The organism is Geodermatophilus sp. SYSU D01180 (assembly GCF_054050415.1).
Window position 1 is genome coordinate 1 of record NZ_JBJGZH010000034.1, and the last position, 25,014, is coordinate 25,014.

The window sequence follows — 25,014 nt, forward strand, 5'->3', positions numbered from 1 at the left end:
TCCGCGGGGGTGGGGGTGAGGCGGGGCCGGCGGCGGGCCGCCGCCGCCCCCCCCCCCCCCCCGCCCCCCCCCCCCCCCCCCCCCCCCCCCCCCCCCCCCCCCCCCCCCCCCCCCCCCCCCCCCCCCCCCCCCCCCCCCCCCGCGGGGTATGCGGACCCCGTGCTGGGACGAGCGGCTGTGCGCGGTGCCCTGGCCGGACTGGCCGGCACCGCGGCGATGACCCTGGCCACGAAGGCCGAGCAGCGGGTGACGGGCCGGCCGGACTCCTACGTGCCGGCCCGCACGCTCACCGCGCTGGTCACCCGGCGCCGCCCGCCCGGGTCCGAGCGGCCGCTCGTGCGCAACCACCTCATGCACTGGGGCACCGGCGCCGCCGTCGGCGCGCTGCGGGGGATCTGGTCGGCCAGCGGCCTGCGCGGCTGGCGCGCCTCGGTCTGGCACACCTCCGTCCGGCTGGCCACCGACCAGACGCTGGAGAACGCCACCGGCGTCGGCGACCCGCCGTGGACCTGGTCGCGGCGGGACCGCGTCGTCGACGTCGCCGGCAAGGCCGTCTACTCCCTCGTCACCGGCGTGGTGTCCGACGCGCTGGTCCCGCTCGCCCCCGACCGCCGCCGCAGCACCTCCCCCTGACAGGACCGTCCCGGTCGCGGAACGGCCGGGACGGGTGGGACGGACGAGGCACGTGGGGTCACCCCCGCCCCGGGCACCGCGCGCCCTGCACACGCTCCGCTGACGACCTCCCTACGGTCCGTACCGACGAGACCAGGGGGAGCGCCGCCGGGAGGCGGCAGGAGGAGGCCGAACGTGCAGCGCAACCGGACGACGGGACGGCGCTGGACGGGTGCGGTCGCCGCCGCCACCGGGCTGGTGGCCCTCGTGCTCGCCCCCTCGTCCGCCTCTGCCGAGCCCGGCACGCCCCCGGCCACCGCCGCGGAGGCCGCCCAGCTGGTCGAGGAGACCGGCCGGCAGCTGACCGCCCTCGACGAGCAGGTGCACCAGGCCGAGCTCGCGGTCGCCGCGCAGCAGCAGGCCGCCACCGCCGCCGACGCCGCCGCCGACACCGCCGAGGCGACGCTCGCCCAGTACGCGCCGGCCATCCGCGCCATCGCGCAGAGCGGCTACACCGGCACCACCCGGTCCCGCGTGGCCGCCTTCCTGGGCAGCGACTCCGCCGATGACCTCGTCGCCCAGATGACCATGATCGACCTCATCGCCGAGCACACCGACGGCGTCCTCACCGAGGTGGCCGCCGCCCAGGCCGCGGCCGAGCAGGCCCGGGCCGACGCCGACGCCGCGGCCGCCACGGCCACCGCCGCGCTGACCGCCCTGCACGACCAGCAGGCGCAGGTCCGGGCGCAGGCCGACGCGTACGAGGCCGACTTCGAGCGGCTGACGGCCGCCGAGCAGGCCCGCGTCACCACCGCGCTGGCCGGCCCGGTCCTCGACGCGCCGTCGGCGGCCGCCGCCGCGGCCGCCGCCCCCGGTCCCGCCGCCGCGACCGCCGTGCAGACGGCGCTGGCCCAGGTCGGCGACCCCTACGTGTGGGGCGCCTCGGGGCCCGACGGCTTCGACTGCTCCGGGCTGACCTCCTACGCCTACGCCGCCGCCGGCATCGCGCTGCCGCACTCGAGCAAGGCGCAGTCGACGCTGGGGACGCCGGTGGCGCGGGCCGACCTCATGCCCGGCGACATCGTCTACTTCTACTCGCCGGTCAGCCACGTCGGCCTCTACATCGGCGACGGCAAGATGGTGCACGCGCGCACCTACGGCCAGCCGGTCGCGGTGACCAGCGTCGACCAGGCCGGCTACCGCGGCGCCGTCCGCGTGGCGTGAACGCCCGCCGGGCGCACCGACCCCGGGCGGGCCGTACCGTTGCCTGCCGTGACCCGGGCACTGCCGCGTGAGGAACCCGCCCTGCGGCCCGAGGCCATCGGCTTCCTCGACTCGCTCGTCATCGGCCTGGCCGCGACCTCGCCGGCCTACTCGCTGGCGGCGGTCATCGGCCCCGTCGTCGCCCTGGTCGGGGTGCACGCCCCGGGGGTGATGCTCGCGTCGTTCGTCCCCATGTTGCTCATCGCCGGCGCGTTCGCCGCGCTCAACCGCGCCGACCCCGACTGCGGGACGACGTTCTCCTGGGTGACCCGCGCCTTCGGCCCCACGGCGGGCTGGATCGGCGGCTGGGCGATCACGATGACCGGCGTCCTGGTGGTCGGGTCGCTCGCCGAGGTCGGCGTCCGGTTCACCCTGCTCATGCTCGGCCTGGACGCGCTGGCCGACTCCACGCCCGCGGTCGTCGCGCTGAGCGTGCTGCTGGTCGTCGTCATGTCGGCGATCTGCGTGCTCGGCACCGAGATCTCCGCCCGGCTGCAGAACGGGCTGATCCTCGCCCAGACCGCGGCGCTGCTGGTGTTCGCCGTCGTCGCGGTCGTCCGCGGCGTCCGGGGCGACTCGCCGTTCGGCGGGCTGACGCCGTCCTGGGACTGGCTGGACCCCTTCGGCGCGGGCGGCGCCGCGCTCACCGGCGGTCTCCTGCTCGGCGTCTTCGCCTACTGGGGCTGGGAGTCGGCGGTCAACCTGACCGAGGAGACCACCGACTCGCGGGTGGCCCCGGGGCGGGCCGGCGTGCTGTCCACGGTGGTCCTGCTGCTCACCTACGTCGGCGTCGCGGTCGCCGTCGTCTCCTTCGCCGGGACCTCCTGGCTCGCGGGCAACGCCGACGAGGAGGAGGCGGTCTTCGCCCTGCTGTCCACGCAGGCGCTGGGCGGCTGGGACTGGGTGGTGCTGGCCGCCGTCGCCACCTCGGCGATCGCCTCCACGCAGACGACGATCATCCCGGCCTCCCGCACCGGCCTGTCCATGGCGCGGCGGGCGGCGCTGCCGGCGCGGTTCGGGTCGGTCTCCGAGCGGTTCCGCACCCCGGACGTCTCCACCTGGTGGGTCGCCGGCGTGGCGATCGCCTGGTACGTGGGCGTGCACCTGGTCAGCGAGAACGCGCTGTTCGACTCGATCACCGCGCTGTCGCTGCTCATCGCGCTGTACTACGCGCTGACCGGCCTGGCCTGTGCCTGGTACTTCCGCCGCCGACTGGCCCGCAGCGTGCGCGACGCGCTGCTGCTGGGCGTCGGCCCGCTGGTCGGGGCGGCGATGCTCGGCTGGCTGCTGGTGCTCTCCGTGCGCGACCTCGCCGACCCGGAGAACAGCTACACCGGCCAGGCCTGGCTCGGGCTCGGCCCGCCGCTGGTGATCGGCGTCGGGATCATGGTGGCCGGGGTCGTGCTCATGCTGCTGTGGCGGTGGCGCGACGCCCGCTTCTGGCGCGAGCGCCCCGGCGTCGCCCCCGAGGACGCCGACCCCCTGGCCAGTTGAGCGTCCACTCCGGTCTTCCGGCCCTCCTGCAGGGACCCGTCGCGAGCCTGCGAGCGGCGGGGGCAGGAGGGTCCTTCGTCAGTGCAACCGTCGTCCCTCCGCCAGCATCGTGACCAGCGCCGCGATCCGCTTCGCCCGGGTGGCCGGGGTGGCGGCGGTGTGCACCCGCCAGAGGACGGCGTAGCGGTTGGTGCCGTCGAGCCCCGCGAACGCCTCCTGCGCGGCGGGCTCGGCGGCCAGCGCCGCGGCGAGGTCGTCGGGGACGGTGATGGTGGCCGGGCCCGCGTAGGCGCGGTCCCAGCGGCCGTCGGCCTGCGCCGCCTCCACCTGCGCGAGGCCGGCGGGGCGCATCCGGCCGGCCGCGACGAGGTCGGCGACGATGCCGACGTTCTTCTGCGACCACACGCTGCGCGGCCGCCGCGGCGTGACCCGGGTCAGGTACCAGTGCTCGTCCACGCTGTTGCTGCGGCCGTCGATCCAGCCGAAGCACAGCAGCGACTCGACCATCTCGTCGCGGGTCAGCGACGGCACGCCCGCGCCCTTCTTCGCCAGCTTCACGTAGCAGCCCGGCGCGGTGGCGTGCTCGGCCTCCAGCCACGCCTCGAACGCGGCCTGGTCGGGGAAGGTCAGCACCGGGAGGTCGGTCGGGAGCGTCATCCCAGCTCGCCCCGCAGCACCTCCGCCGCCCGCGCGAGCGACCGCATCTTGCCCTCGGCGGAGGCCCGCGGCAGGTACTTGAGGCCGCAGTCGGAGGTGAGGACCAGCCGCTCGACGTCGAGGTCGTCCAGGGCCCGCCGGACGCGGTCGGCCACCACCTCCGGCGTCTCCACCTCCGGCGTGGACAGGTCCAGGACGCCGAGCGCGATGCCCTTGCCGCGCAGCGGCCGCAGCTGCGCCGGGTCCAGGTGCGACTGCGCGGTCTCCACCGAGACCGTGTCGACCGGGGTGTCGGCCAGCTCGGGCAGGAACGAGTAGCCCTCCGGGCGCTCGCTCACCATGGCCGCGTAGCCGAAGCACAGGTGCAGGTGCACCGGGCCGGGCGCGCCCTCCACCGCCCGGGTCACCGCCTCGGCGCCGTACCGGCGGGCCACCTCGGGCCGGGCCTGCAGCCACGGCTCGTCGATCTGCACGACGTCGGCGCCCGCGGCGAACAGGTCGGCGATCTCCTCGCGGACGACGTCGGCGTAGGCCAGCGCGAGCGCCCGGTCGTCGCCGTAGTGCTCGTCGGCGGCCTGCTGGGCCATGGTGAACGGGCCGGGCAGCGTGATCTTCACGGCGCGGTCGGTGGCGGCGCGGAGGAAGCGCACGTCGCGGGCCTGGATCGGGCCGCGGCGGCGCAGCTCGCCGACCACCCGCGGCACGGGGATCGGCTTCCCGGAGCGGTTGAGCACGGTGCCCGGCGTGTCCACGTCGACGCCGTCGAGCGCGGTGGCGAAGTGGTTGGAGTAGGACTCCCGCCGCTGCTCGCCGTCGCCGACCAGGTCCAGGCCGGCCGCCTCCTGGGCGCGGACGGCCAGCAGCGTCGCGTCGTCCTGCGCCTCCTCGAGCAGGTCCGGCGCCGGCCGCCACAGCTCCCGGGCGCGGACCCGCGGCGGGAACTGGTGCGCCAGGCGGTCGTGGTCGATGAGCCACCCGGGCTGGGGCAGGCTCCCGACGACCGTGGTGGGCAGCGGCGGCAGCGAAGCGGGCACGGGGTGATCCTGCCCGCGCCGACGGGGCTCCGGGTGTGCTGGGGTGGAAGCCGTGGCGGACAACTACATCGCGGAACTGCCCTTCGGCGCCCCGGCCATCGACGAGGAGGCCTTCGTCGCGCCGACGGCGGTGGTGGTCGGCGCGGTCACGATGGGACCGCGCTCCAGCATCTGGTACGGCGCGGTCGCCCGGGCCGATCACGAGGTCATCGAGATCGGCGAGGGCTCCAACGTGCAGGACGGCAGCACGCTGCACTCCGATCCCGGCTTCCCGCTGGTCCTCGGTCGCGGCGTCACCGTCGGGCACCGGGTGGTGCTGCACGGCGCCCGCGTCGACGACGACGTGCTGGTCGGCATGGGCAGCATCGTCATGAACGGTGCGCACATCGGCTCGGGGTCCATCGTGGCCGCGGGCGCCGTCGTCACCCAGGGCACCGTCGTGCCGCCGGGCTCGCTGGTGGCCGGTGTCCCGGCGAAGGTGCTGCGGCCGACCACCGACGACGACCTCACGCACATCCGGCTCAACGCGGCCAGCTACACCGAGCGGCTGGACGCGGCGCGGAAGGTGCGGCCGGTGGTGCGCCGTCCGCTGCCTCCGGCCGGCTACACCCCCGGCGACGCGGCCGACTGAGGAAGGACCCCGCTGCTCCCCGCCACTCGCAGGCTCGCGGCGGGACCCTGCAGCGGGGCCAGGGTCAGCGGGCGAGGACGAGGACCCAGCGGTTGCAGCTCCCGTCGCGCTCGTAGCGGACGGTGTCCACCGCCGCCCGGGCGAGCTCCAGACCCCGGCCGCGCTCCGCGTCGTCCGGTGGCCACCCGCCCGGTCCCAGGGTCACGGGGCCGCCGTCGTCCTCGAACACGGCCTCGACCCGGTCGGGCAGGCCGCGCAGCCGCAGCACCAGTTCGCGTGCCCCCGAGGCGGCGGCGTGCTCGACGATGTTCGCCGCGACCTCGGCGACCGCCGTCTCGAAGCGCGTCCGGGCCGCCCTCCCGACGCCGTCCTCGCCCAGCCACAGCTCGGCGAGCAGGTCGTGGACGGGACCGAGGACCTCGGGACGCGCGGGGGCCCGCAGCACGTGCGTCGGGCCGGGCACGTCAGTCGCCGGCGAAGGCGCCGGCCACGTCCGGCCGCGGGCGCAGCACCCGGCCGAGGTTGGTCAGCTCCAGGACCGCCTGCACCTGCTCGCCCGCGCCGGCCAGCCGGAGGTCCCCACCGGCCTGGCGGGTGGTCTTCAAGCCGGCGATCAGCGCCCCGAGGCCGGAGCTGTCCATGGACTCCGTGCCGGAGAGGTCGACGACGACCCGGGGCGTGCCCCCGGCGACCAGCCGCCCGACGAGGGCGCGCAGCTGCGGCGCAGCGACCATGTTGAGCCGCCCCACCGGCCTGATCACCCCGATGTCGCCGTCGAGGGTCTCGGTCTGGAACTCGGTCATGTCCCCGCTCCCGCGGTCTGCTCGGGTCCGCGGTAGCGGACGGCCTGCACGATCACACTGAGGACGGCGAGGTCGAAGGCGACCCACACCAGGTTGGTCACGGTCCCGAGGACCGACGCGTCGGCGACCACCATGCGCACCGTGCCCACGACGGCCGCGACCACCAGCAGGGCCATGACCGCGAGCTGCGGGCGCACCAGGTGCCAGGGCCGGCGGTCCACCGACTGGCGCTCCTTGGGCGTGACCGCGAAGGCCAGGCTGCGGCCGAGGACGACGTTCCCGACCGCGGAGGTCACCGACCGGATCCACACCGGGAACAGCGCGAGGGAGTACTGCTGCCCGCGCCAGGTCCGCCGGCCGCGCCCGACCACCCAGAACAGCAGCTGGTTCACCAGGAGGAACGGCACCAGGCGGAGGAAGAACTCGGCCGTCAGGCCGGTCACGGGCAGGACGCCGAACAGGAGGTAGACCACCGGGGCGGCGAAGTACACGACGGCGGCGAAACCGGACAGGTAGCTCCACATCGTCGCCCAGTACATGAGCCGCTGGGCCACGGTCAGCCCGGGCTGGACGAGCGGGTTCTCCCGCAGCATGACCTGGACCGTCCCCTGTGCCCAGCGCAGCCGCTGGGTGAGCATCGTGCCGAGGTCCTCGGGGGCGAGACCGAGCGCGAGGGTCTCGTCGTGGTAGGCGGTGCGCCAGCCCAGCGCGTGCAGCCGCATGCAGGTGGCCATGTCCTCGGTGACCGAGATCGTGGCCATGGGCATGACCGGCTGGGCCTCGTCGTCGCGGTCGACGTCGACGGCGCGCACCAGGGTCCGGACGGTCTCGATCGCACCGAGCGGGGACCAGTCGCGGGCGGCGAGCCGGGCGAGGGCGTCCCGGTCGACCTCCGCGAGCCCGTGCTCCTCGCCGTCGAGCTCCGCCGAGAGGGCGGCGATGGCGGCGAGGTCCGCCTGCACCTGGTCGACGTCGGTCGCGACCACGGTGGCGGCGGCGGCCTCGACGCGCTGCTGGAAGCGGTAGGTGACGTCGGCGAGGGCGTGCCCGTCTCGCAGCTCCGCGCGCGCCCGGGCCACCGCCTCCTGCACCTGCGCGAGCGCCGCCAGCGCGCTGCCCTGCGCGGGGTCCAGCGACCGGCGCGCCCGGGCCAGCACCCGGTCGGCCGTGCGCAGCGCCCGGGCGACGGCGAGCTGCACCTCCGTGACGTACCGGGTGATGCCCAGCTGCATGAGCGCGTCGCGGCGCAGGACCGCGTTCGACCCGCAGAAGAAGGCGGCGTTCCAGCCGTCCTTGCCCTGCTGGATGGGACCGTAGAACAGCGGCGCCTGGCTGCCCAGCGGGTCGTCCCCGGGCACGTTGACGAAGACCTGCGGCGTCTGGACGAGCGCCATGCGGGGATCGCGGAAGTACCCGAGCGTGCGGTCGAGGATCTCCGGGTCCGGCACCTGGTCCGCGTCGAGGATCAGGATGTACTCGCCGTCGGTGGTCATGAGGGCGTTGTTCAGGTTGCCGGCCTTGGCGTGGCGGGACCGGCCGGCCCAGTCGGCGGAGCGGGTGATCACCCCGATGCCGGCCGCTTCGGCGCGGGCCCGCAGCTCCGGCCGCGCCCCGTCGTCGAGGATCCAGGTGCGGTGCGGGTGGCGGATGCGCTGCGCCGCCTCGGCGGTGGCCATGACGAGGTCGAGCGGCTCGTTGTACGTGGTGATGAAGACGTCGACGGTGGCGCCGTCCGGTGGCGGCGGCGGTTCCTCGCGCCGGCGCAGCCGCCACATGGTCAGGCCGAACAGCAGCGAGTCGAGGAGGCTGTAGGTCTCGGCGAGGACGAGGGGGACGGCGATCCACCACGCCGACCAGTTGATCGACTCCAGCCACCGCCAGACGACGTAGTTCACGCCGAGCGCGGCGGTCACGACGATCAGCACCCGCAGCGCCAGCAGCCGGCCGGTGAGGGGTGGCCGCGGCGCCGCCGCGGTCACCGACGCGCCGGACAGCGGGTCCCGTCCGCGGGCCGCCCGGTGGGTGGTCACGGCGCCTCCTCCCGGCGCAGGGCGATGGCGGTGACGTCGTCCAGCGGACCGGCGGCGGCCGTCAGGCCGCGGACCTGGTCGAGGAGGTCCTCGGGGTCGGGGTGCGCGCGGAGCAGCCGGGCGACGTGGTCGAGGGCCTCGCGGGTGCCGCCGAGGACGTCGAAGAGGCCGTCGCTGAAGACGAGGAGCGTGTCGCCGGGGTCGAGGACCAGCTCGTGCGCCGTCCACCCCAGGTCGGGGTCCACCCCCAGCGGCAGGTCCTCGCCGGCCAGGTGCCGCGTGCTGCCGTCGGCCCGGCGGACCAGGGCCAGCCCGTGGCCGGCGTCGGCGTAGCGCACCCGCCCGGTCGCCGGGGTCAGCCGGCCGTGGAAGAGCGTCACGAACGAGCCGGCCCGGCCGAGGTCGGGCTGCAGCGCCCGGGCCGCCGCGGCGAGCACCGCGCTCTCCGGTGACCGCCCGGGGCCCGGCGGCGCGAGGCGCGAGGTGGTCCGCAGGACGGCGCGGACGGTCGCCATGAGGATCGCCGCGGCCGCGCCCTTGCCCATCACGTCGGCCAGCGTGAGCACCAGGTCGCCGTCGACGACGTCGAGGTCGAGCAGGTCCCCGCCGACGGCGGTGGCCGGCCGGCAGCTCCCGGCGACCGCGTATCCGGGCACCTCGGGCGGCTCCCCGGGCAGCAGGGCGCGCTGCACCTCCCCCGCGCGGTCCATGTCGGCCGAGTGGGTCAGCTCGGCCTCGGTCCAGGCGGCGAGCTCCTCGAGCACCGCGACCTCGCGGTCGCCCAGCGTCCGCGGACGGGTGTCGAACAGGCACAGCGTGCCGACGACGAGACCCCCGGGGCCGGTGAGCGGGTGACCCGCGTAGAACCGCACGTGCGGCGGCCCAGCGACGGCCGGCGCCTCCGCGTAGACCGGGTCCAGGCGGGCGTCCGGCACCACGTGGGTCGTGCGCAGTGCCATCGTGCGGTCGCAGAAGGACGCCTGCCGGTCGGCCTGGCGATCCGGCATGCCCTGGGCGGACTTGAACCAGAGGTGGTCCTCGGCGATGAGGGTCACCGTCGCGATCGGTACGTCGAAGACCTTCTGCGCCAGCCGGGTGATCCGGTCGAAGCGCTCCTCGCGCCCGGTGCCGAGCAGCTGGAGCTGGTCGAGGGCGTCCAGCCGCCGGGTCTCGTCGGCATCGGCGCGGGAACCGGCCGGGAGCGGCACGAGGGAGCGGGCCGGTGCCGCGCTCACCGGCCACTCCCCACGAGGCTGCGGGCGGCGAGCGCGCGGCGGATCGCCCGGGCGCTGGCCGGGCTGCTGGCCAGGCGCCAGTCGGTCTCCTTGTCGTGGTCGAACCACACGAAGGCCTCGACGTCGGCCTGGGCGTCGAGCCAGGCCACCAGGTCGGTGATCCAGGCCGCCTTGTCGCCGCCGGACTCGGCGCAGCCGACCTCGGCCACCAGGACGGGCGTCCCCGGCGCCAGGTCCCGCAGCTCGTCGAGGCTCGGGCCGAAGAGGTCCGCGGGCGCCTGCCAGCCGCCGTGACCGGGTACCGCGCCCCAGTTGTAGCCGTCGAGCGCGACGCGGTCCACGGCGGCGGCACCGGGCCAGGTGTCGGCCATCGGCGAGGCGCCCCGGTACCGGACGTTGGGGTTCCACACGAGCTCGACGTTCCCCGCACCGGCGTGCCGGAACACCTCGGCGAGGTGCTGCCACGCGGCGACGTGGTGCCGCGCCGTCGTCCCGGCCACCCCGACCGCCCACGGGTACCAGTCGCCGTTCTGCTCGTGGGCGAAGCGCAGGAGCACCCGTCGCCCCCAGTCCCGCAGCGCCTCGGCCCACTCCCACAGCCGGCCGTCCCAGGCGCCTGCCGCGACCTCGGCCAGGGTGGAGCGTCCGCCGTCGGCCGGGTCCCACGGCTCCCAGGTGAGCACCGGCGTGGCGCCGCGGGCGGCGACGGCGTCGAGGCCGGCCAGCGGAGGAGGTGCCGCCAGGGCGGCGTAGGAGAGCACGAGCGAGGGCGGCTCCCCGGACGCCGCTGCCACCGCGTCGAGCTCGGCGGCCGCGGTCGGGCCGCCGGGTGTCGTCACGCCGAAGGCCAGCGGCTGCCTCCGCGCCGGCTGCTCCGGCCGTCCTGCACAGCCGGCCACGCCCAGTGCCGCCACGGCCACCCCGGCGGCCAGGACCGACCGGCGGGTCCGTCCCCGTTCCCCGTCCACGGGACTCCCATTCCCCACGGATGCGTAACGAACCCGTCCCGTTTCCGTCACGGGTCCCGCGCGGGTCCGTCCGGTCAGACCGCGCCGGCGAGGCGGGCGACGGCGTCGCGGACCTCGTCCAGGGACAGGGCGAGCGTCGCGTCCCCCACGGGCAGCTCCACGCGCACCACGCCCGGGTCGGCGGTGACCGCGGCCTGCACCCAGGTCCACAGCCCCTCCTGCGCCAGCGCGCGGACCGCGGACCCGAAGGCCTCCGGGGTGGTCGACAGCAGCAGGTGCAGCATCGGCGTCTGCGGCGGGTCGGGCACCACCCGCACGCCGGGCAGGCCGCGGACGGTGTCGGCGACCTCCCGCGCCCGCTCGAGGTAGGCGGGGAACAGCGGCAGCCGGCGGCGCAGGCAGGTCAGCGCCGAGGCGGCTCCGGGCCACAGGCCGAACAGCGTGCCGCCCATCCGCCCGCGCCACTCCCGGACCTCCGCGACGACGTCCGCGGGCCCGGCCACGCAGCACCCGGCCAGCGCGCCGATCCCCTTGTAGAAGCTGACGTAGACGGTGTCGAACGGTGCCGCGACGGCGGCCGGGGGCATCCCGTAGCCGGCGGCGGCCTCCCACAGCCGGGCGCCGTCGAGGTGGGCCACCGAGTGCACGTCGTGCGCCCACGCGGCCTGCTCGACGACGTCGTCCCACGGCGGCAGCGGACCGCCCAGGTCCCGCTGCGGCAGCTCCACCACCAGCGCGGCCGGCGCCTCGGCGACGCCGTCGAGGTCGGCGCGCAGCAGCATGCGGTGCCGGTCGCCGACCGGCCGCTCGACCAGGCCCTGCAGCCGCGCCAGCGCGCCGCCCTCGTGCCGGAACAGGTGGCACTCGGGGTGCCCGACGACGGTGGACCGGCGGCTGCGCTGGGCGTGCACCCGCAGCACCGCCTGCTGGGCCATCGTCCCGCTCGGCAGGTAGACGGCGGCCGGCTTGTCCAGCAGCCGCGCGACCTCCTCCTCCAGCTCGGCGACGACGCCGCCCGCGCCGTACCGGTCCAGCGCGGTGTCCGGCGGGACGGTGGCCAGCAGGTCGGCGGCGTGCTGGACGCCGTGCCCGGTCAGGGCCCGGTCGCAGGCCAGCCGCAGGGCGTCGAGGTCGTCGTCCACGGGCCCAGTCTGTCGGGAGCGCGGGATCCCGGCGGCCCGGGGCCCGGGACCGCGGCCCGCGTCAGGCGTCGAGCAGCTCGCGGAGGAGCGCGCCGACGGCGCCGGCCTCGATGAGGAAGCCGTCGTGCCCGTACGGCGAGGACACCACCCGCAGCGGCACCCCGAGCGCGTCGGCCACCCGCTGCTGCAGCTCCAGGGGGTAGAGCCGGTCGGAGTCGACGCCGGCCACCACCGCCCGCGCGGTCACCCGGGCCAGCGCCGCCTCCACCCCGCCCCGGCCGCGGCCGACGTCCCAGGTGTTCATCGCCTCGGTGAGCACCAGGTAGCTGCCGGCGTCGAACCGGCGGGCGAGCTTGTCGGCGTGGTGGTCGAGGTAGGAGGCGACGGCGAACCGGCCGTCGGCCTGCACGGCCGCGCCGAACCGCTCCTCCAGCTCGAACGCGCTGCGGTAGGTGAGGTGCGCGATCCGCCGGGCGACGCCGAGCCCCGCGACCGGGTCGGCGCGGATCGCGGCCTGCTGGGTGGTCTGGGTGCCGATCTGGTCGGCGGTGGCCGCAGCGCCCGAGGCGAGGAAGAACAGCCCGGCCACCCGGTCGGGCAGCGCGACCGCCCACTCCAGCGCCCGCATCCCGCCCATCGACCCGCCGACGACGGCGGCCCAGCGGTCGACGCCGAGCGTGTCCGCGAGCGCCGCCTCGACCAGCACCTGGTCGCCGACGGTCACCTCCGGGAACCGCGGGCCCCACGGCCGGCCGTCGGGCGCGGTCGAGGACGGGCCGGTGGTCCCCTGGCACCCGCCGAGCACGTTGGCGCAGACGACGAAGAACCGGTCGGTGTCCAGCGCCGCGCCGGGGCCGACCAGCGACGCCCACCAGCCCGGCGTCGGGTGGCCGGGCCCCGCGGGGCCGGTGACGTGGCTGTCGCCGGTGAGCGCGTGCTCGACCAGCACCGCGTTGCCGCCGTCCGGGGCGAGCGTGCCCCAGGTCTCGTAGGCCACCCGGACGCCGGGCAGCACCCCGCCGCGTTCGAGCCGGACCGGTCCGTCCAGGTCGAGGAAGAGCCGGTCCCCGGGGGGGTCGCCGTCGCGCCACCCGCCGGTGCGCGGCGGGGTGCGGGACGCCGGGACGTCCCGCACCCCGCCCACGTCAGGCGCCCTTGGCGGCGCGGAAGCCGGCCTCGAGGTCGGCGAGGATGTCCTCGATCCCCTCCAGGCCGGCGGCCAGGCGCACGAGGCCGGGCGTGACGCCGGTGGTCCGCTGCTCCTCCGGCGTGAGCTGCGAGTGCGTCGTCGACGCCGGGTGGATGACCAGGCTGCGGACGTCGCCGATGTTGGCCACGTGGCTGTGCAGCTCCAGCGCCTCCACGAAGCGCTTGCCCGCCTCGACGCCACCGCGGATCTCGAACGCCAGCACCGCGCCCGCGCCGCGCGGGGCGTAGCGCTGCTGGGCGGCGTGCCACGGCGAGGACGGCAGGCCGGCGTAGTGCACCGACTCCACCTCGTCGTGCGCCTCGAGGAACTCGGCCACCCGCTGGGCGTTGGCCACGTGCCGCTCCATGCGCAGCGACAGCGTCTCGATGCCCTGCACGACCAGCCAGGCGTTGAACGGGCTGATCGCCGGGCCGAGGTCGCGCAGCAGCTGCACCCGGGCCTTGAGCGCGTAGGCCGGCGCGCCGAGGTCGGCGTAGACGACGCCGTGGTAGGTCGGGTCCGGCGTGGTGAAGCCGGGGAACCGGCCGCGCGTCCAGTCGAAGTTGCCGCCGTCGACGATCACCCCGGCGATCGCGGTGCCGTGGCCGCCGAGGTACTTGGTGGCCGAGTGGACGACGACGTCGGCGCCGTGCTCGAGCGGGCGCACGAGGAACGGCGTGGCGATGGTGTTGTCGATGATCAGCGGCACACCGTTGCGGTGCGCCACCTCCGACACCGCGGAGATGTCGAGGACGTCGCCCTTCGGGTTGCCGATCGACTCGCCGTAGAACGCCTTGGTGTTCTCGCGGACCAGCGACTGCCAGTTCTCCGGGTCGTCGGGGTCCTCGACGAAGGACACCTCGACGCCGAGCTTGGGCAGCGAGTGGTGCAGCAGGTTGTACGTGCCGCCGTACAGCGACGCCGAGGCGACGACGTGGCTGCCGGCCTCGGCGACGTTCAGGATCGCCAGGGTCTCGGCGGCCTGGCCGCTGGCCACCGCGAGCGCGGCGACGCCGCCCTCGAGGGACGCCACGCGCTGCTCGAGCGCGTCCTGCGTCGGGTTCATGATCCGCGTGTAGATGTTGCCCATCTCGGCCAGCGCGAACAGGTCGGCGGCGTGCTGGGCGTCGCGGAACTGGTAGCTGGTCGTGGCGTAGATCGGCAGGGCGCGGGCCCCGGTGGTGGGGTCGGGGCTGGTCCCGGCGTGGATCTGCCGGGTCTCGAAGCTCCAGCTCTGCTGGTCGGGCACGGCGCCGTCTCCTCTCGCTCGCGGAGACCCCGCGGCGCACGGAGGGCTCCGTCTTGCCGCGCGGCGGGCGCCGCGCGGCCGGCTCTTCCCCTGGGAGCACCTCGGACGGAGGAGAGGTTGCCGGGCAGCCAGCCAGGTACTTGTCGCTGCCTCTCGTGAGCCTGCGCGGAACCCTAGCGCCAGGTCAGGAGGCGCCGGGCCGGGGGTGCGCGAGAGCGGCCGCGGCGTCGTCGGCGAGGCGGGCGACGAGCTCCCCGGCGGGCAGCGCCTCGGCCAGCGCGTACGCCTGCCCGGCCCACATGCTGACCGCCTCCGGGTCGCCGGCCTGCCGGGCCGCGGCGCGCAGCGGCGTCGTCAGGTGGTGGACCTGCGGGTAGGCGGCCGGGGCCGCGGCGGTGTGCTCGGCCAGGAAGCGGTTGACCAGCCCGCGGGCGCGCCGGCCGCTGAACGCGCGGGTGAGCGCCGTCGGCCGGCCGCCCCCCAGGGCCGCCCGGTGCGCGGCGCCGGTCCCCGCCTCGGGGCAGAGCAGGAACGCGGTGCCCAGCTGCGCGGCCTCCGCCCCGGCGACGAGCACCGCGGCCACCGCGGGGCCGTCGACGATCCCGCCGGCGGCGACCATCGGCAGGTCCACCGCCCGGGCGACCAGGCGCAGCAGCGGCAGCAGCCCGTACTCGCCGGCCCCGTCCTCGTCGCGGAGGCCGCCGCGGTGCCCGCCGGCCTCGACGCCCTGCACCACCAGGGCGTCCGCACCGGCGTCGCGGGCGGCCACGGCGTCCTCCGGCGAGGTGACCGTGACCAGCACGGTGGCGCCGGCGTCGTGCAGCGCGGCGACCATGTCGGGCCGGGGCAGGCCGAAGGTGAACGACGCCACCGGCACCCGCTCCTCGGCGAGGACCGCGACCTTGGCCTCCCACGCGTCGTCGTCGGCGCGCGGCTCGCCGAGGTCCACGCCCCACCGCCGCGCCTCCGGCCGGAGCCGCTCGGCGTAGCGGCGCAGGGCGCCCTCGTCGGCGGGCGGCCCGGGGACGAAGACGTTGACGCCGAACCCCTCACGGGTCCGCGCCCGGACGGCGCGGACCTCCTCGCGCACCGCCTCCGGCGTCCGGTAGCCGGCGGCGAGGAAGCCCAGGCCGCCGGCCTCGGACACCGCCGCGGCCAGCTCCACCGTCGACGGCCCGCCGGCCATCGGCGCCTGCACGACCGGTCGACGCAGCCCCAGCACCATGCCGGGCATCCTGCGCCCGCGGCTCAGGCGGGGGTGAGCCGGGCCAGCACCTGGTCGAGCGCGACGCGGTCGCCGGGGGCGACGAGCAGGGCGACGACGCCGTCGGCCGGCGCGCGCAGCGTGTGCTCCATCTTCATCGCCTCGACGACGACCACGGGGTCGCCCGCGCCGACCTCCTGACCGTGGGAGGCCGGGGTGGCGATCACCGTGCCGGGCATCGGGCTGGTCAGCTCGGGGGCGTGCGCGGCGGCGTCCGGCCGCAGCACCGGCCGCCGCGCCCGGCGCAGCGCCCAGTCCGCGCCGCCGGCGTGCACGAACAGCGCGTCCCCGTCCTCGGCCACCCGGCAGTGCGACCGCACGCCGTCGCGCACCAGCGCCAGGCCGCCGTCCTCGGGTGCGCAGCTCAGCGGGCCGGCGTCGGCGCCGTCCAGGCCGGCCCGGGCGGCGGCGGGCGTGCCGGTGAGCGTCACCGTCCGCTGCCGCCCGCCGGCCTCCAGCCGGACGATGAACGGGGCCGACGGCGCGCCCGCGCGGAAACCGGTGGGCGCGCTCCACTGGTCGGCCGGGTCGGCGGCGGCCCAGGCGGCTAGCCACACGTGCGCGGCGGCGGCGAGGACGGCGTCGTCGGGGACGGCGGGCGGCTCCCAGGCGGCGGCGAACCGGTCGAGCAGCGCGGTGTCCAGGTCGCCGGCGCGGACGGCGGGCTCGGCGAGCAGCGCCCGCACGAACCCGACGTTGGTGGTCACGCCGAGCACCGCGGTCTCCGCGAGCGCGCGGTCCAGGGCGGCCAGCGCGGTGGCGCGGTCGGGGCCGGCGGCGACCACCTTGGCGAGCATCGGGTCGTAGTCGGAGCCGACGACGGTGCCGGCGGCGATGCCGGAGTCCACGCGGGCGCCGGCGGGCTCGGCCAGCGCCAGCACCCGCCCGCCGGTGGGCAGGAAGCCGCGGGCGGGGTCCTCGGCGTACACCCGCGCCTCGACCGCCCAGCCGGTCAGCGCGACCTCGTCCTGGGTGAAGGCCAGCGGCTCCCCGGCCGCCACCCGCAGCTGCTGCTCGACCAGGTCCAGCCCGGTGACCAGCTCGGTGACCGGGTGCTCGACCTGCAGCCGGGTGTTCATCTCCATGAAGAAGAACTCGTCGGGCCGGTCGGCCGAGACGATGAACTCCACGGTGCCCGCGCCGGTGTAGCCGACGCTGCGGGCGGTGGCGCAGGCGGCGGCGCCGATCCGCTCGCGGGTGGCGGCGTCCAGCAGCGGCGACGGCGCCTCCTCGACCACCTTCTGGTGCCGCCGCTGCAGGCTGCACTCGCGCTCGCCGAGGTGGACGACCGCGCCGTGCGCGTCGGCGAGGACCTGCACCTCGACGTGCCGCGGCCGCTGCACGAACCGCTCGAGGAACAGCGTGTCGTCGCCGAACGCCGCGCGCGCCTCCCGGCGGGCCGACGCGAGCGCGGCGGGCAGCCCGGCGGCGTCCTCGACCACCCGCATGCCCTTGCCGCCGCCGCCCGCCGAGGGCTTGACCAGCACGGGGAAGCCGATGCCGGGGGCGGCGGCCACCAGGTCGTCGTCGGTGAGGCCGGGCTCGGCGACGCCGGGGACGACCGGCACGCCCGAGGCGACCACGGTCTTCTTGGCGGTGATCTTGTCGCCCATCACCCGGATCGCCTCGGCCGGCGGGCCGACGAACACGACGCCGGCGTCGGCCAGGGCGGCGGCCAGGGCCGGGTTCTCCGAGAGGAAGCCGTAGCCGGGGTGCACGGCCTGCGCGCCGGTGGCGAGGCACGCCCCGACCACCCGCTCCACCGACAGGTAGCTCTCCGCGGCCGGGGCCGGCCCCAGGCGGTGGGCGAGGTCGGCGGCGCGGACGTGCGGGGCGCCGGCGTCGGCGTCGCTGTAGACGGCGACCGAGCGGATGCCGAGCCGGCGCAGCGTCCGGATGACGCGGACGGCGATCTCGCCCCGGTTGGCGACGAGGACGGTGTCGAACACGGCGGTCACATCCGGAAGACGCCGTAGGCGACGTCGTCGAGGGGGGCCTGCGCGCACGCGGACAGCGCCAGGCCGAGGACGGTGCGGGTGTCGGCGGGGTCGAGGACGCCGTCGTCCCACAGCCGCGCCGTCGAGTAGTAGGGGTTGCCCTGGGCCTCGTACTGGCCGCGGATCGGCGCCTTGAACGCCTCTTCCTCCTCCGCGGGCCAGTCGGTGCCGCGCGCGGCCAGCCCGTCCCGGCGGACGGTGGCCAGCACCGAGGCGGCCTGCTCGCCGCCCATCACCGAGATGCGGGCGTTGGGCCACATCCACAGGAAGCGGGGGGAGTAGGCCCGGCCGCACATCGAGTAGTTGCCGGCGCCGTAGGACCCGCCGATGACGACGGTCAGCTTGGGCACCCGGGCGCAGGCGACGGCGGTGACCATCTTGGCGCCGTGCTTGGCGATGCCGCCGGCCTCGTAGTCGCGGCCGACCATGAACCCGGTGATGTTCTGCAGGAACAGCAGCGGGATCCGCCGCTGGTCGCACAGCTGGACGAAGTGCGCGCCCTTGAGCGCGGACTCCCCGAACAGCACGCCGTTGTTGGCGACGATGCCGACCGGGTGCCCGTGCAGCCGGGCGAAGGTGGTCACCAGCGTCGGGCCGTAGAGGGCCTTGAACTCCTGGTGCTCGCCGCCGTCGACCAGCGTGGTGACGACGTCGCGGACGTCGTAGGGCGTGCGGGGGTCGACCGGGACGAGGTCGTAGAGGTCGGTCTGCGGGCGGACGGCGTCCCGCGGCGGGGTCACCTCCCAGGCCGGCGGCGCGGGCGGGGCCAGCGTGGACACGATGCCGCGGACGATCTCCAGCGCGTGCTCGTCGTCGTCGGCCAGGTGGTCGGTGACGCCGGAGACGCGGCTGTGCAGGTCGCCGCCGCCGAGGTCCTCGGCGCTGACCACCTCGCCGGTGGCGGCCTTCACCAGCGGCGGCCCGCCCAGGAAGATCGTGCCCTGCTCGCGGACGATCACCGACTCGTCGGCCATCGCGGGCACGTACGCGCCGCCGGCGGTGCACGAGCCGAGGACGGCGGCCACCTGCGGGATGCCGCGGGCGCTCATCGTGGCCTGGTTGAAGAAGATCCGGCCGAAGTGCTCGCGGTCGGGGAAGACCTCGTCCTGCATCGGCAGGAACGCGCCGCCGGAGTCGACGAGGTAGACGCACGGCAGCCGGTTCTGCAGCGCCACCTCCTGCGCCCGCAGGTGCTTCTTCACCGTCACGGGGTAGTAGGTGCCGCCCTTGACCGTGGCGTCGTTGGCGACGACGACGCACGCGCGGCCCGCGATCCGGCCGATGCCGGTGATGATCCCGGCGCCGGGGGAGTCGCCGTCGTACATGTCCTCGGCGGCCAGCGGCGAGAGCTCGAGGAACGGGCTGCCGGGGTCGAGCAGGTGCGCGACGCGGTCGCGGGGGAGCAGCTTGCCGCGCTCGACGTGCCGGGCGCGGGCGGCCCCGGAGCCCCCGAGCGCCCGCCGGGCGAGCCGCTCGCGCAGCTCGGCGACCAGGTCCTCGTGCCGGGCGCGCGACGACTCCGGCGCGGCCACCGCCATGTTCTGCCTCCTGTGTGGGATCTGCGCCCCGGACGTCAACCGTCGTTCAGTTAACCGTCGTTCACTTGCGCTGTCCACGCGCCGCGTCAGGTGGTCGGGGTGCTGCCCGTCGTCGGCGGGGGTTCCTCGGCGGGGGACGGGGGCTGCTGCGTCGTCGGCGTCTCCGTCGCGGGCTCGGTCGTCCGCGGGGTGGTCGTCGTCGGCAGGGTCGGGGGAGCCGGCGCGGTGGTGGTGGGCGCGGACGGCGGGGTCGTCTCCTCGGGCGGCGTCGTCGGCTCCGGCTCGGGCTCCGTCGTCGTCGGCTCCGGCTCGCGGGTCGTCGGGGGTGCCGTCGTCTCCGGCGCGGGCGCCGGGGTGGTGACCTCCGTCGTGCCGCCGGCCGGGACGGTCGCCGGGTCCGGCGGCTTCACGTACAGGTAGAGCACGCCCAGGCCCAGGAAGAGCACGACGAGCACCAGCGTGGAGGTGCGCGCCCGGCCGATGTGCCCGGGCGAGCGGCGGAGGACGTTCGACAGGCCGAAGCGGCCGCGGCCGGCGGGGTCGCCGCCACCGGTCTCCTCGTCGGGACGCGGGGCGCCGGGGACGGTCACTGCTGCGCCCGGGCCGGTGCGGGAGCCGGGGTGGGCGCCGGCTCGGGGGTGACGTTGAGGCCGGCGTGGCCGAAGGCCAGCACGATCCGGGCGCGCAGGTCGCGGCTCACCTCGAACTGCCGGCCGGGCAGCGTGCGGGCGACCACCCGCACGTTGACCTGCTCGAGGTCGATGCTCTCGACGCCCATCACGCTCGGCTCGTCGAGCAGCAGGCGGCGCAGGTGGTCGTCGGCGAAGGCCTGCCGGCCCACCTCGCGGAGGATCTCGTTGACCCGCGTGACGTCGGCCGTCGTCGGCACCGGGACGTCGACCACCGCGCGCGCCCAGTCGCGGGACAGGTTGACCACCTTGACGATCTGCCCGTTCGGGATGGTGACCACCTCGCCGTCGGCCGAGCGCAGCCGGGTGATCCGCAGCGTGACGTCCTCGACCGTGCCGTCGGCCGGGTCGCCGCCGCCGACGACCTGGATCGAGACGACGTCGCCGAAGCCGTACTGCCGCTCGGTGATGAGGAAGAACCCGGCCAGGACGTCGCCGACGATCCGCTGCGCGCCGAAGCCGAGCCCCACGCCGAGCACGGTGGCCGGGGCGACCAGGCCGGTGACCGGGACGCCGAGGCGGTCGAGCACGTAGAACGCCGCCACCGCGTAGACCATCACGATGAGCGTCCAGGTGACGACCTGGGTGAGGGAGTGCCGGTGCTTGGCCGCCTCGGAGCGGACCAGCACGTCGCCGCCGGTGGAGCGGGCATCGATGCGGCTGGTGATCCGGTCGCCCACCCAGCTGACGAACCGGGCCACCAGGACCGAGCCCAGGATGATCAGCACGATCTCCAGGCCGCGGCCGGCCAGCCAGTCGAGCAGGTCGGTGAACGGTGCCATGCGGGATCCGGTCCTCCGGTCGGCTCGGGGGGTCGGTGCCCATCCAACCCGGTGTCGCCGGGAGCCGCCTCTACCTCGGCTCGACGAACAGCGAGGCGACCGAGCGGCCGATCCGCCCCGTGGCGTCGTAGAGGTCGGCCGCGCACTGCCCCACGCCGCCGGCGCCGAGCGTCGTCCTCGCGTCCATGCCCAGCCACTCGCCCTCCGGCTGGCGGAACAGCGCGACGACGAGGTCGACGTTGGCGAAGGTCGCCCGGTCCCACGGGAGCTCGGCGGAGATGCCGCTGGCCGCGTCGGTCATGACCAGCAGGTGCTCCAGCGGCGTCATCGGCTCGCCGTCGACCAGCGCGCACAGCGGCCGGGTCCAGGCCGCGGCCGGCCCCGTGCCGGTGAGCGAGCCCGACGCCTCCCGCCAGTCCAGCGCGCGGTGGTAGGCGACCTCCTGGCGGAACACGTCGAACACCGCCGGGCGGGCGTCCTCCGGGCCGACGGCGGCCGGCTGCGCGGGCGTGGCGGTGTCGGCGGCGTCGCGGCTGCGCATCCGCCAGGCGGTCAGCCGCATCGCGGTGCGCCCGCCCGCGGTGAGCGCGGCCTCGACCAGCTCGATCCGCCTGCCCGGGCGCAGCACCCGCGCCTCCACCCGCACCGGCCCCACCGGCACCGGCCCGAGGACGTCGTAGGCCAGCCGCACCGTCTGCCCGCCGGGGATCCCGCCGGCCCGCTCGACCTCCCGGGCGAGCAGCGCGGCCGGCGGCCCGGCGTGCTGGAGGCCCGGGTCCCACGGCCCGATGGTCAGCGCGGTCGCGACGTAGCCGTCGCCGTCCGGGAGGTAGCAGGCGGAGGGCAGGTGCACGTCCGCAGTCTCGCCCGGCCCGGGCCGGGGCCGTCCCGCGGGTCAGCCGGAGCGGGCCAGCCACAGCGCGGAGACCAGCCACACCGCGCCCACTCCCGCGGCCAGCCACCACAGCGGCTGCCCCTCCGCCGACAGCGAGATCAGCACCCCCACGACGAGGACCGCACCGGCCACCGGCGTCGACCGCAGCAGCGCGCCGGCGGTGTCCGGCCCCGGGAAGGCGACGAAGACCACCGCCGCCGCCACCAGCAGGAACGCGCACAGCGCCCCGAGGTAGGCCGCGGTGACGCCGAACTCCGCGGGCAGCACGAGCGCCCCGACCCCGCCGACGACGGCCCCCACGCCCAGCCAGAGGAGCAGGCGGCGGCGCCGTCGGGACCACGGGGGGCGGGGCTCGGTCACGCCCCCGAGGGTGCCCGCCCTCCCTGAGAGCCACCCGTGTCGCGGGGCACCGCACCGCCGGCGCGCCGTCGGTAGGTGGCGTCCGGGGGTACGCCCGCTACTCTCGGACGGGTGCCGCACACCCGCCGTCCCGCGATCGGCTACCTGACCACCGTGGCGGCGGCGGCGCTGTTCGCCGTCAACGGCACCGTCTCCACGCTCGCGCTGCAGGCCGGCGTCCCGCCCACCTGGCTGACGGCGATGCGCTGCGGCGGGGCGGCGGCCGGCCTGCTGGCCGCGCTGGCGCTCGTCTCCCCGCGGCGGCTGCGGCTCACCTGGCGCGAGGTGCCCTTCCTCGCCGTGTTCGGCGTGGTCGGCGTCGCGCTGACCCAGTTCCTCTACTACGTGGCCATCGGCCGGCTGCCCGTCGGCATCGCGCTGGTGTTCGAGATGACCGCGCCGGTCGGGATCGCGCTGTGGGTGCGGCTGGTGCGCCGGGAGCCCGTGCGCCCCCGGATCTGGGTGGCGCTGGCGCTGTCGCTGTCCGGGCTGGTCCTCGTCGCGCAGGTGTGGGAGGGCGGCGGCTCGCTGAACCCGCTCGGCGTCGCCGCGGGCCTGGCCGCCGCGGTCTGCCTGGCCACCTACTACCTCATGGGCGAGCGCGGGACGGCCACCCGCGACCCGGTCGCGCTCACCACCTGGACGTTCGTGGCCGCCGCGCTGTTCTGGGCCGTCGTCGCCCCGTTCACCGCGCCGTTCGAGGCCGGCGTGCTCGGGGAGCGGGTGCCGGTCTCGCTCGGCTCGGTGGAGCTGCCGCTGTGGGTGCTCGTGGCCTGGATCGTCGTCCTCGGGGCGATCACGCCGTTCTGGCTGTCGATCGCCGCGCTGCGCCACCTGCAGCCGACGACGGCCGGCCTGGTCGCCACCGTCGAGCCGGTTTTCGCCTCGGTCGTCGCCTGGCTGTGGCTCGAGCAGGTGCTCAGCGGCTGGCAGGTGGCCGGCGGGCTGGTGGTGCTCGGCGGCATCGCGCTCGCCCAGACCGCCCGCACCGCCGCGCGGCCGGCTCCGGCGCCGGCGCCCGTCCCCGAGACGCCGGCGCCGCTCGTGCCTTAAGCGACCTCCTGCGCGTCGGCGAGCCAGCCGGCCAGGCGCTCCATGTACCGGGCCTGCGCGGCGTAGTCCATGCCGACGTACTCCCACGGGTACACCTGCTGCGCCTGCGCGGCCGGCAGCAGGTCGTAGGTCGGCTGGCCGGCCATCTCCTCGGGGGTCATCCCGCCGCGCAGCGAGTAGAGGATGACGTCGCTGCGGTACTGCGGCACCTGCTCCCAGCTCGCGGTCTGCCAGAAGTAGCCGTCGCCGCCCGGGTCGAGGAACTGCACGCCGAGCTCGGAGTAGAGGCGCAGCGACGGGTCGTCGGGGGCCTTGGCCATGTAGAAGCCCTCGTCCGGGTAGGCGGCCACCGGCAGCACCGTGACCCCGGACGACGCGGCCTCGGTGAGCGCCGCGGAGGCCTCCTCGTAGTCCTGCCGGGCCGCGCTCACCTCCGCGCCGTCCATGTCCGCGCCGAGGGACCCCGCGAGCTCGGCGGTGCGCTCGATGACCTCGGCGGCCGAGCCGCGCCAGGCGATCGCCACGACCGGCGCGATCCGCGCGACCTGCTCCTGCTGCTCCAGCGACTCGAAGCCGTAGAGGGGCTGGGTGTCGTCCAGCGTCCCGTCGGAGTCCACCGGGTAGACGGTGGTGACGATCAGGTCGGGGTCGGCGGCGGCCAGCGCCTCGAGGTCGATCTGCCCGTAGCTCTCGCCGACGATCTCGACGCCGGAGAGGTCGCGGCCCTCGAACTGGACGTCGTCGGCTGCCGAGGTCTGGCCGAAGGTGGCCACCGGCTCGATGCCGTGGTTCCACAGCGACGACGCGACGTCGTTGAGGCCGGCCACCCGCTCCGGCGCGGCGTCGAGCTCGACGGTGGTGCCCACGTCGTCGGTGAACGACCAGCCCCCGGCCGCGGCCTCCGCCCCGTCGTCGGTGCCGGATCCGGCGCAGGCGCTCGCCGCGAGCAGGGCCGCCAGCGCGAGGGAGGCGCCGAGCAGACGCGGGGGTCGGGACACCGGGTCCTCCTCCGGTTCGGGCAGGGGGTTCCCCCTGCGGGCGAGGGGAGGTTAGCCTTGCCTTATCCGGTCCGCGAGGGCCGTCCCCGAGCGGAGCGGAGACCCGCGTGACGACGACGACCGAGGCCCCGGCAGCGGCGCTGGCCGAGCTGCCGCAGTGGCTGTTCTTCGAGACCGTCGTCGCCCGCGTGCGCCCGCTCGGCCCGTCGATGGTGCGGATCACGCTCACCGGCCCGCAGCTCGAGGACTTCGGCGTCGCCGGGGACGACCAGCGGGTCAAGCTCGTCCTCGCCCCCGATCCGACGGCGCTGGCCGAGCTCCAGGCCGCCGGCGCCGAGTGGTACCCCGCCTACTGCGCGCTCGCCGAGGAGCGCCGCCCCGTCCTGCGCACGTACACCGTGCGCGCGGCCCGTCCCGAGCGGGCCGAGGTGGACCTCGACGTCGTCCTGCACGGCGTCGCCGACGGGCACGCCGGCCCGGCCGCCACCTGGGCCGCGCAGGCCCGCCCGGGCGACCCGATGGTGCTCATGGGCCCCGACCGGCCCGGCCGCGGCCGCGCCTGGGGCGTCGAGTGGGCGCCGCCGGCCACGGCCTCCTGCCTGCTGCTGGCCGGCGACGAGACCGCGGTGCCCGCCGTCAGCGCGATCCTCGAGTCGCTGCCGCCGGGCCGGTGCGCCGTCGCCGTCCTCGAGGTGCCCGAGGCCGGGGACCTGCAGGACCTGCGGCTGCCGGAGGGCGTGCAGGTGCGCTGGCTGGCCCGCGCCGACCGCCCCCGCGGCGAGCTGCTGGTGCCCGCGGTGCACGCCGCGCTGGTCGACCTGGGGGTCTGCGCCGCGCCGGCGCCCGCCCCCGAGGACGTCGACCTCGACACCGGCCTGCTGTGGGAGGTCCCGGAGGACCCCGCGGCCGGGGCCGGCTGCTACGCCTGGCTGGCCGGTGAGGCCGGGATGGTCAAGCAGCTGCGCCGCCGCCTGGTCGGCGACCTCGGCGTCGACCGGCGCTCGGTGGCCTTCATGGGCTACTGGCGCGAGGGCCGCGCGGAGAACTGACGAAGGACCCCGCTGCCCCCCACCGTGGAAGGACCCCGTCCCC

The 25,014-nt window shown here is 76.5% G+C and carries 24 protein-coding genes and 1 riboswitch; of the genes, 6 read left to right on the top strand and 18 right to left on the bottom strand.

From position 1 onward, the window contains the following. The first annotated feature begins 177 nt into the window (after positions 1-177). From ACI8AA_RS21395 to ACI8AA_RS21405, 3 genes are all read left to right on the top strand, one after another. Positions 178-633: a hypothetical protein gene (locus ACI8AA_RS21395; RefSeq protein WP_457046384.1), complete on the top strand. Its 456-nt coding sequence runs from the start codon at positions 178-180 to the stop codon at positions 631-633. Positions 634-807: 174 nt separating this feature from the next. After that, positions 808-1,836: a C40 family peptidase gene (locus tag ACI8AA_RS21400; RefSeq protein WP_457046385.1), complete on the top strand. Its 1,029-nt coding sequence runs from the start codon at positions 808-810 to the stop codon at positions 1,834-1,836. A gap of 48 nt (positions 1,837-1,884) precedes the next feature. Continuing rightward, positions 1,885-3,369: an APC family permease gene (locus tag ACI8AA_RS21405; protein ID WP_457046386.1), complete on the top strand. Its 1,485-nt coding sequence runs from the start codon at positions 1,885-1,887 to the stop codon at positions 3,367-3,369. Positions 3,370-3,447: 78 nt separating this feature from the next. Here the strand turns inward: ACI8AA_RS21405 and ACI8AA_RS21410 are convergent, their stop codons facing one another. Both ACI8AA_RS21410 and ACI8AA_RS21415 read right to left on the bottom strand, forming a co-directional pair. Further along, positions 3,448-4,026 carry a YdeI/OmpD-associated family protein gene (locus tag ACI8AA_RS21410; protein ID WP_457046387.1) on the bottom strand — a complete coding sequence of 193 codons (579 nt, stop codon included), beginning with the start codon at positions 4,024-4,026 and terminating at the stop codon, positions 3,448-3,450. Further along, on the bottom strand, positions 4,023-5,060 hold the full coding sequence (locus tag ACI8AA_RS21415; RefSeq protein ID WP_457046388.1) for a uroporphyrinogen decarboxylase family protein: 1,038 nt from the start codon (positions 5,058-5,060) through the stop codon (positions 4,023-4,025). The genes ACI8AA_RS21410 and ACI8AA_RS21415 overlap by 4 nt, the downstream gene beginning before the upstream one ends. 52 nt (positions 5,061-5,112) lie before the next feature. Between ACI8AA_RS21415 and ACI8AA_RS21420 the strand changes: the two genes are divergently transcribed. After that, complete coding sequence (locus ACI8AA_RS21420) at positions 5,113-5,691, top strand: gamma carbonic anhydrase family protein (RefSeq protein ID WP_457000243.1); 579 nt, start codon at positions 5,113-5,115, stop codon at positions 5,689-5,691. Between the two features lie 64 nt (positions 5,692-5,755). Here the strand turns inward: ACI8AA_RS21420 and ACI8AA_RS21425 are convergent, their stop codons facing one another. From ACI8AA_RS21425 to ACI8AA_RS21495, 15 genes are all read right to left on the bottom strand, one after another. Continuing rightward, positions 5,756-6,154: an ATP-binding protein gene (locus ACI8AA_RS21425; RefSeq protein ID WP_457046389.1), complete on the bottom strand. Its 399-nt coding sequence runs from the start codon at positions 6,152-6,154 to the stop codon at positions 5,756-5,758. 1 nt (position 6,155) lies between these two features. Further along, positions 6,156-6,494 carry an STAS domain-containing protein gene (locus ACI8AA_RS21430; protein ID WP_457046390.1) on the bottom strand — a complete coding sequence of 113 codons (339 nt, stop codon included), beginning with the start codon at positions 6,492-6,494 and terminating at the stop codon, positions 6,156-6,158. Then, a complete protein-coding gene (locus ACI8AA_RS21435) occupies positions 6,491-8,524 on the bottom strand; it encodes a glycosyltransferase family 2 protein (protein WP_457046391.1) in 2,034 nt (677 codons plus the stop codon). Before ACI8AA_RS21435 ends, ACI8AA_RS21430 begins: the two co-directional genes overlap by 4 nt. Next, positions 8,521-9,759: a PP2C family protein-serine/threonine phosphatase gene (locus ACI8AA_RS21440; RefSeq protein WP_457046392.1), complete on the bottom strand. Its 1,239-nt coding sequence runs from the start codon at positions 9,757-9,759 to the stop codon at positions 8,521-8,523. Before ACI8AA_RS21440 ends, ACI8AA_RS21435 begins: the two co-directional genes overlap by 4 nt. Beyond that, on the bottom strand, positions 9,756-10,727 hold the full coding sequence (locus ACI8AA_RS21445; RefSeq protein ID WP_457046393.1) for a glycoside hydrolase family 26 protein: 972 nt from the start codon (positions 10,725-10,727) through the stop codon (positions 9,756-9,758). Before ACI8AA_RS21445 ends, ACI8AA_RS21440 begins: the two co-directional genes overlap by 4 nt. Positions 10,728-10,801: 74 nt before the next feature. Continuing rightward, the gene (locus ACI8AA_RS21450) at positions 10,802-11,869 is read right to left on the bottom strand and encodes a threonine aldolase family protein (protein WP_457046394.1); all 1,068 of its coding nucleotides are present in this window, start codon (positions 11,867-11,869) and stop codon (positions 10,802-10,804) included. A 61-nt stretch (positions 11,870-11,930) separates the two neighbouring features. After that, a complete protein-coding gene (gene metX, locus ACI8AA_RS21455; protein ID WP_457046395.1) occupies positions 11,931-13,013 on the bottom strand; it encodes a homoserine O-acetyltransferase MetX in 1,083 nt (360 codons plus the stop codon). A gap of 1 nt (position 13,014) precedes the next feature. Further along, the gene (locus ACI8AA_RS21460; RefSeq protein WP_457046396.1) at positions 13,015-14,307 is read right to left on the bottom strand and encodes a bifunctional o-acetylhomoserine/o-acetylserine sulfhydrylase; all 1,293 of its coding nucleotides are present in this window, start codon (positions 14,305-14,307) and stop codon (positions 13,015-13,017) included. A gap of 44 nt (positions 14,308-14,351) precedes the next feature. Then, a riboswitch (SAM riboswitch) is annotated at positions 14,352-14,468 on the bottom strand. 23 nt (positions 14,469-14,491) lie between these two features. After that, positions 14,492-15,532, bottom strand: coding sequence for an NAD(P)H-dependent flavin oxidoreductase (locus ACI8AA_RS21465; protein ID WP_457046397.1), 1,041 nt, complete (start codon positions 15,530-15,532; stop codon positions 14,492-14,494). 23 nt (positions 15,533-15,555) lie between these two features. Beyond that, on the bottom strand, positions 15,556-17,520 hold the full coding sequence (locus ACI8AA_RS21470; RefSeq protein WP_457046398.1) for an acetyl/propionyl/methylcrotonyl-CoA carboxylase subunit alpha: 1,965 nt from the start codon (positions 17,518-17,520) through the stop codon (positions 15,556-15,558). Positions 17,521-17,525: 5 nt separating this feature from the next. Then, a complete protein-coding gene (locus ACI8AA_RS21475; RefSeq protein ID WP_457046399.1) occupies positions 17,526-19,106 on the bottom strand; it encodes a carboxyl transferase domain-containing protein in 1,581 nt (526 codons plus the stop codon). 86 nt (positions 19,107-19,192) lie between these two features. Further along, positions 19,193-19,696 (bottom strand): hypothetical protein, encoded by a 504-nt coding sequence (locus tag ACI8AA_RS21480; protein ID WP_457046400.1) that lies wholly within the window; start codon positions 19,694-19,696, stop codon positions 19,193-19,195. Next, the gene (locus tag ACI8AA_RS21485; RefSeq protein WP_457046401.1) at positions 19,693-20,577 is read right to left on the bottom strand and encodes a mechanosensitive ion channel family protein; all 885 of its coding nucleotides are present in this window, start codon (positions 20,575-20,577) and stop codon (positions 19,693-19,695) included. Before ACI8AA_RS21485 ends, ACI8AA_RS21480 begins: the two co-directional genes overlap by 4 nt. A 70-nt stretch (positions 20,578-20,647) precedes the next feature. After that, positions 20,648-21,430 (bottom strand): thioesterase family protein, encoded by a 783-nt coding sequence (locus ACI8AA_RS21490; RefSeq protein ID WP_457046402.1) that lies wholly within the window; start codon positions 21,428-21,430, stop codon positions 20,648-20,650. 42 nt (positions 21,431-21,472) lie between these two features. Beyond that, positions 21,473-21,832, bottom strand: coding sequence for a hypothetical protein (locus tag ACI8AA_RS21495; RefSeq protein WP_457046403.1), 360 nt, complete (start codon positions 21,830-21,832; stop codon positions 21,473-21,475). A gap of 111 nt (positions 21,833-21,943) precedes the next feature. Here ACI8AA_RS21495 and ACI8AA_RS21500 point away from each other — a divergent pair, with 111 nt between their 5' ends. Beyond that, positions 21,944-22,924: an EamA family transporter gene (locus ACI8AA_RS21500; protein ID WP_457046404.1), complete on the top strand. Its 981-nt coding sequence runs from the start codon at positions 21,944-21,946 to the stop codon at positions 22,922-22,924. On the opposite strand, the gene ACI8AA_RS21505 is transcribed toward ACI8AA_RS21500, so the two are convergent. After that, positions 22,921-23,922, bottom strand: coding sequence for an ABC transporter substrate-binding protein (locus ACI8AA_RS21505; RefSeq protein WP_457046405.1), 1,002 nt, complete (start codon positions 23,920-23,922; stop codon positions 22,921-22,923). The two genes, ACI8AA_RS21500 and ACI8AA_RS21505, sit on opposite strands and share 4 nt — an antisense overlap. Before the next feature lie 107 nt (positions 23,923-24,029). Here ACI8AA_RS21505 and ACI8AA_RS21510 point away from each other — a divergent pair, with 107 nt between their 5' ends. Next, the gene (locus ACI8AA_RS21510; protein WP_457046406.1) at positions 24,030-24,971 is read left to right on the top strand and encodes a siderophore-interacting protein; all 942 of its coding nucleotides are present in this window, start codon (positions 24,030-24,032) and stop codon (positions 24,969-24,971) included. Positions 24,972-25,014 lie beyond the last annotated feature (43 nt).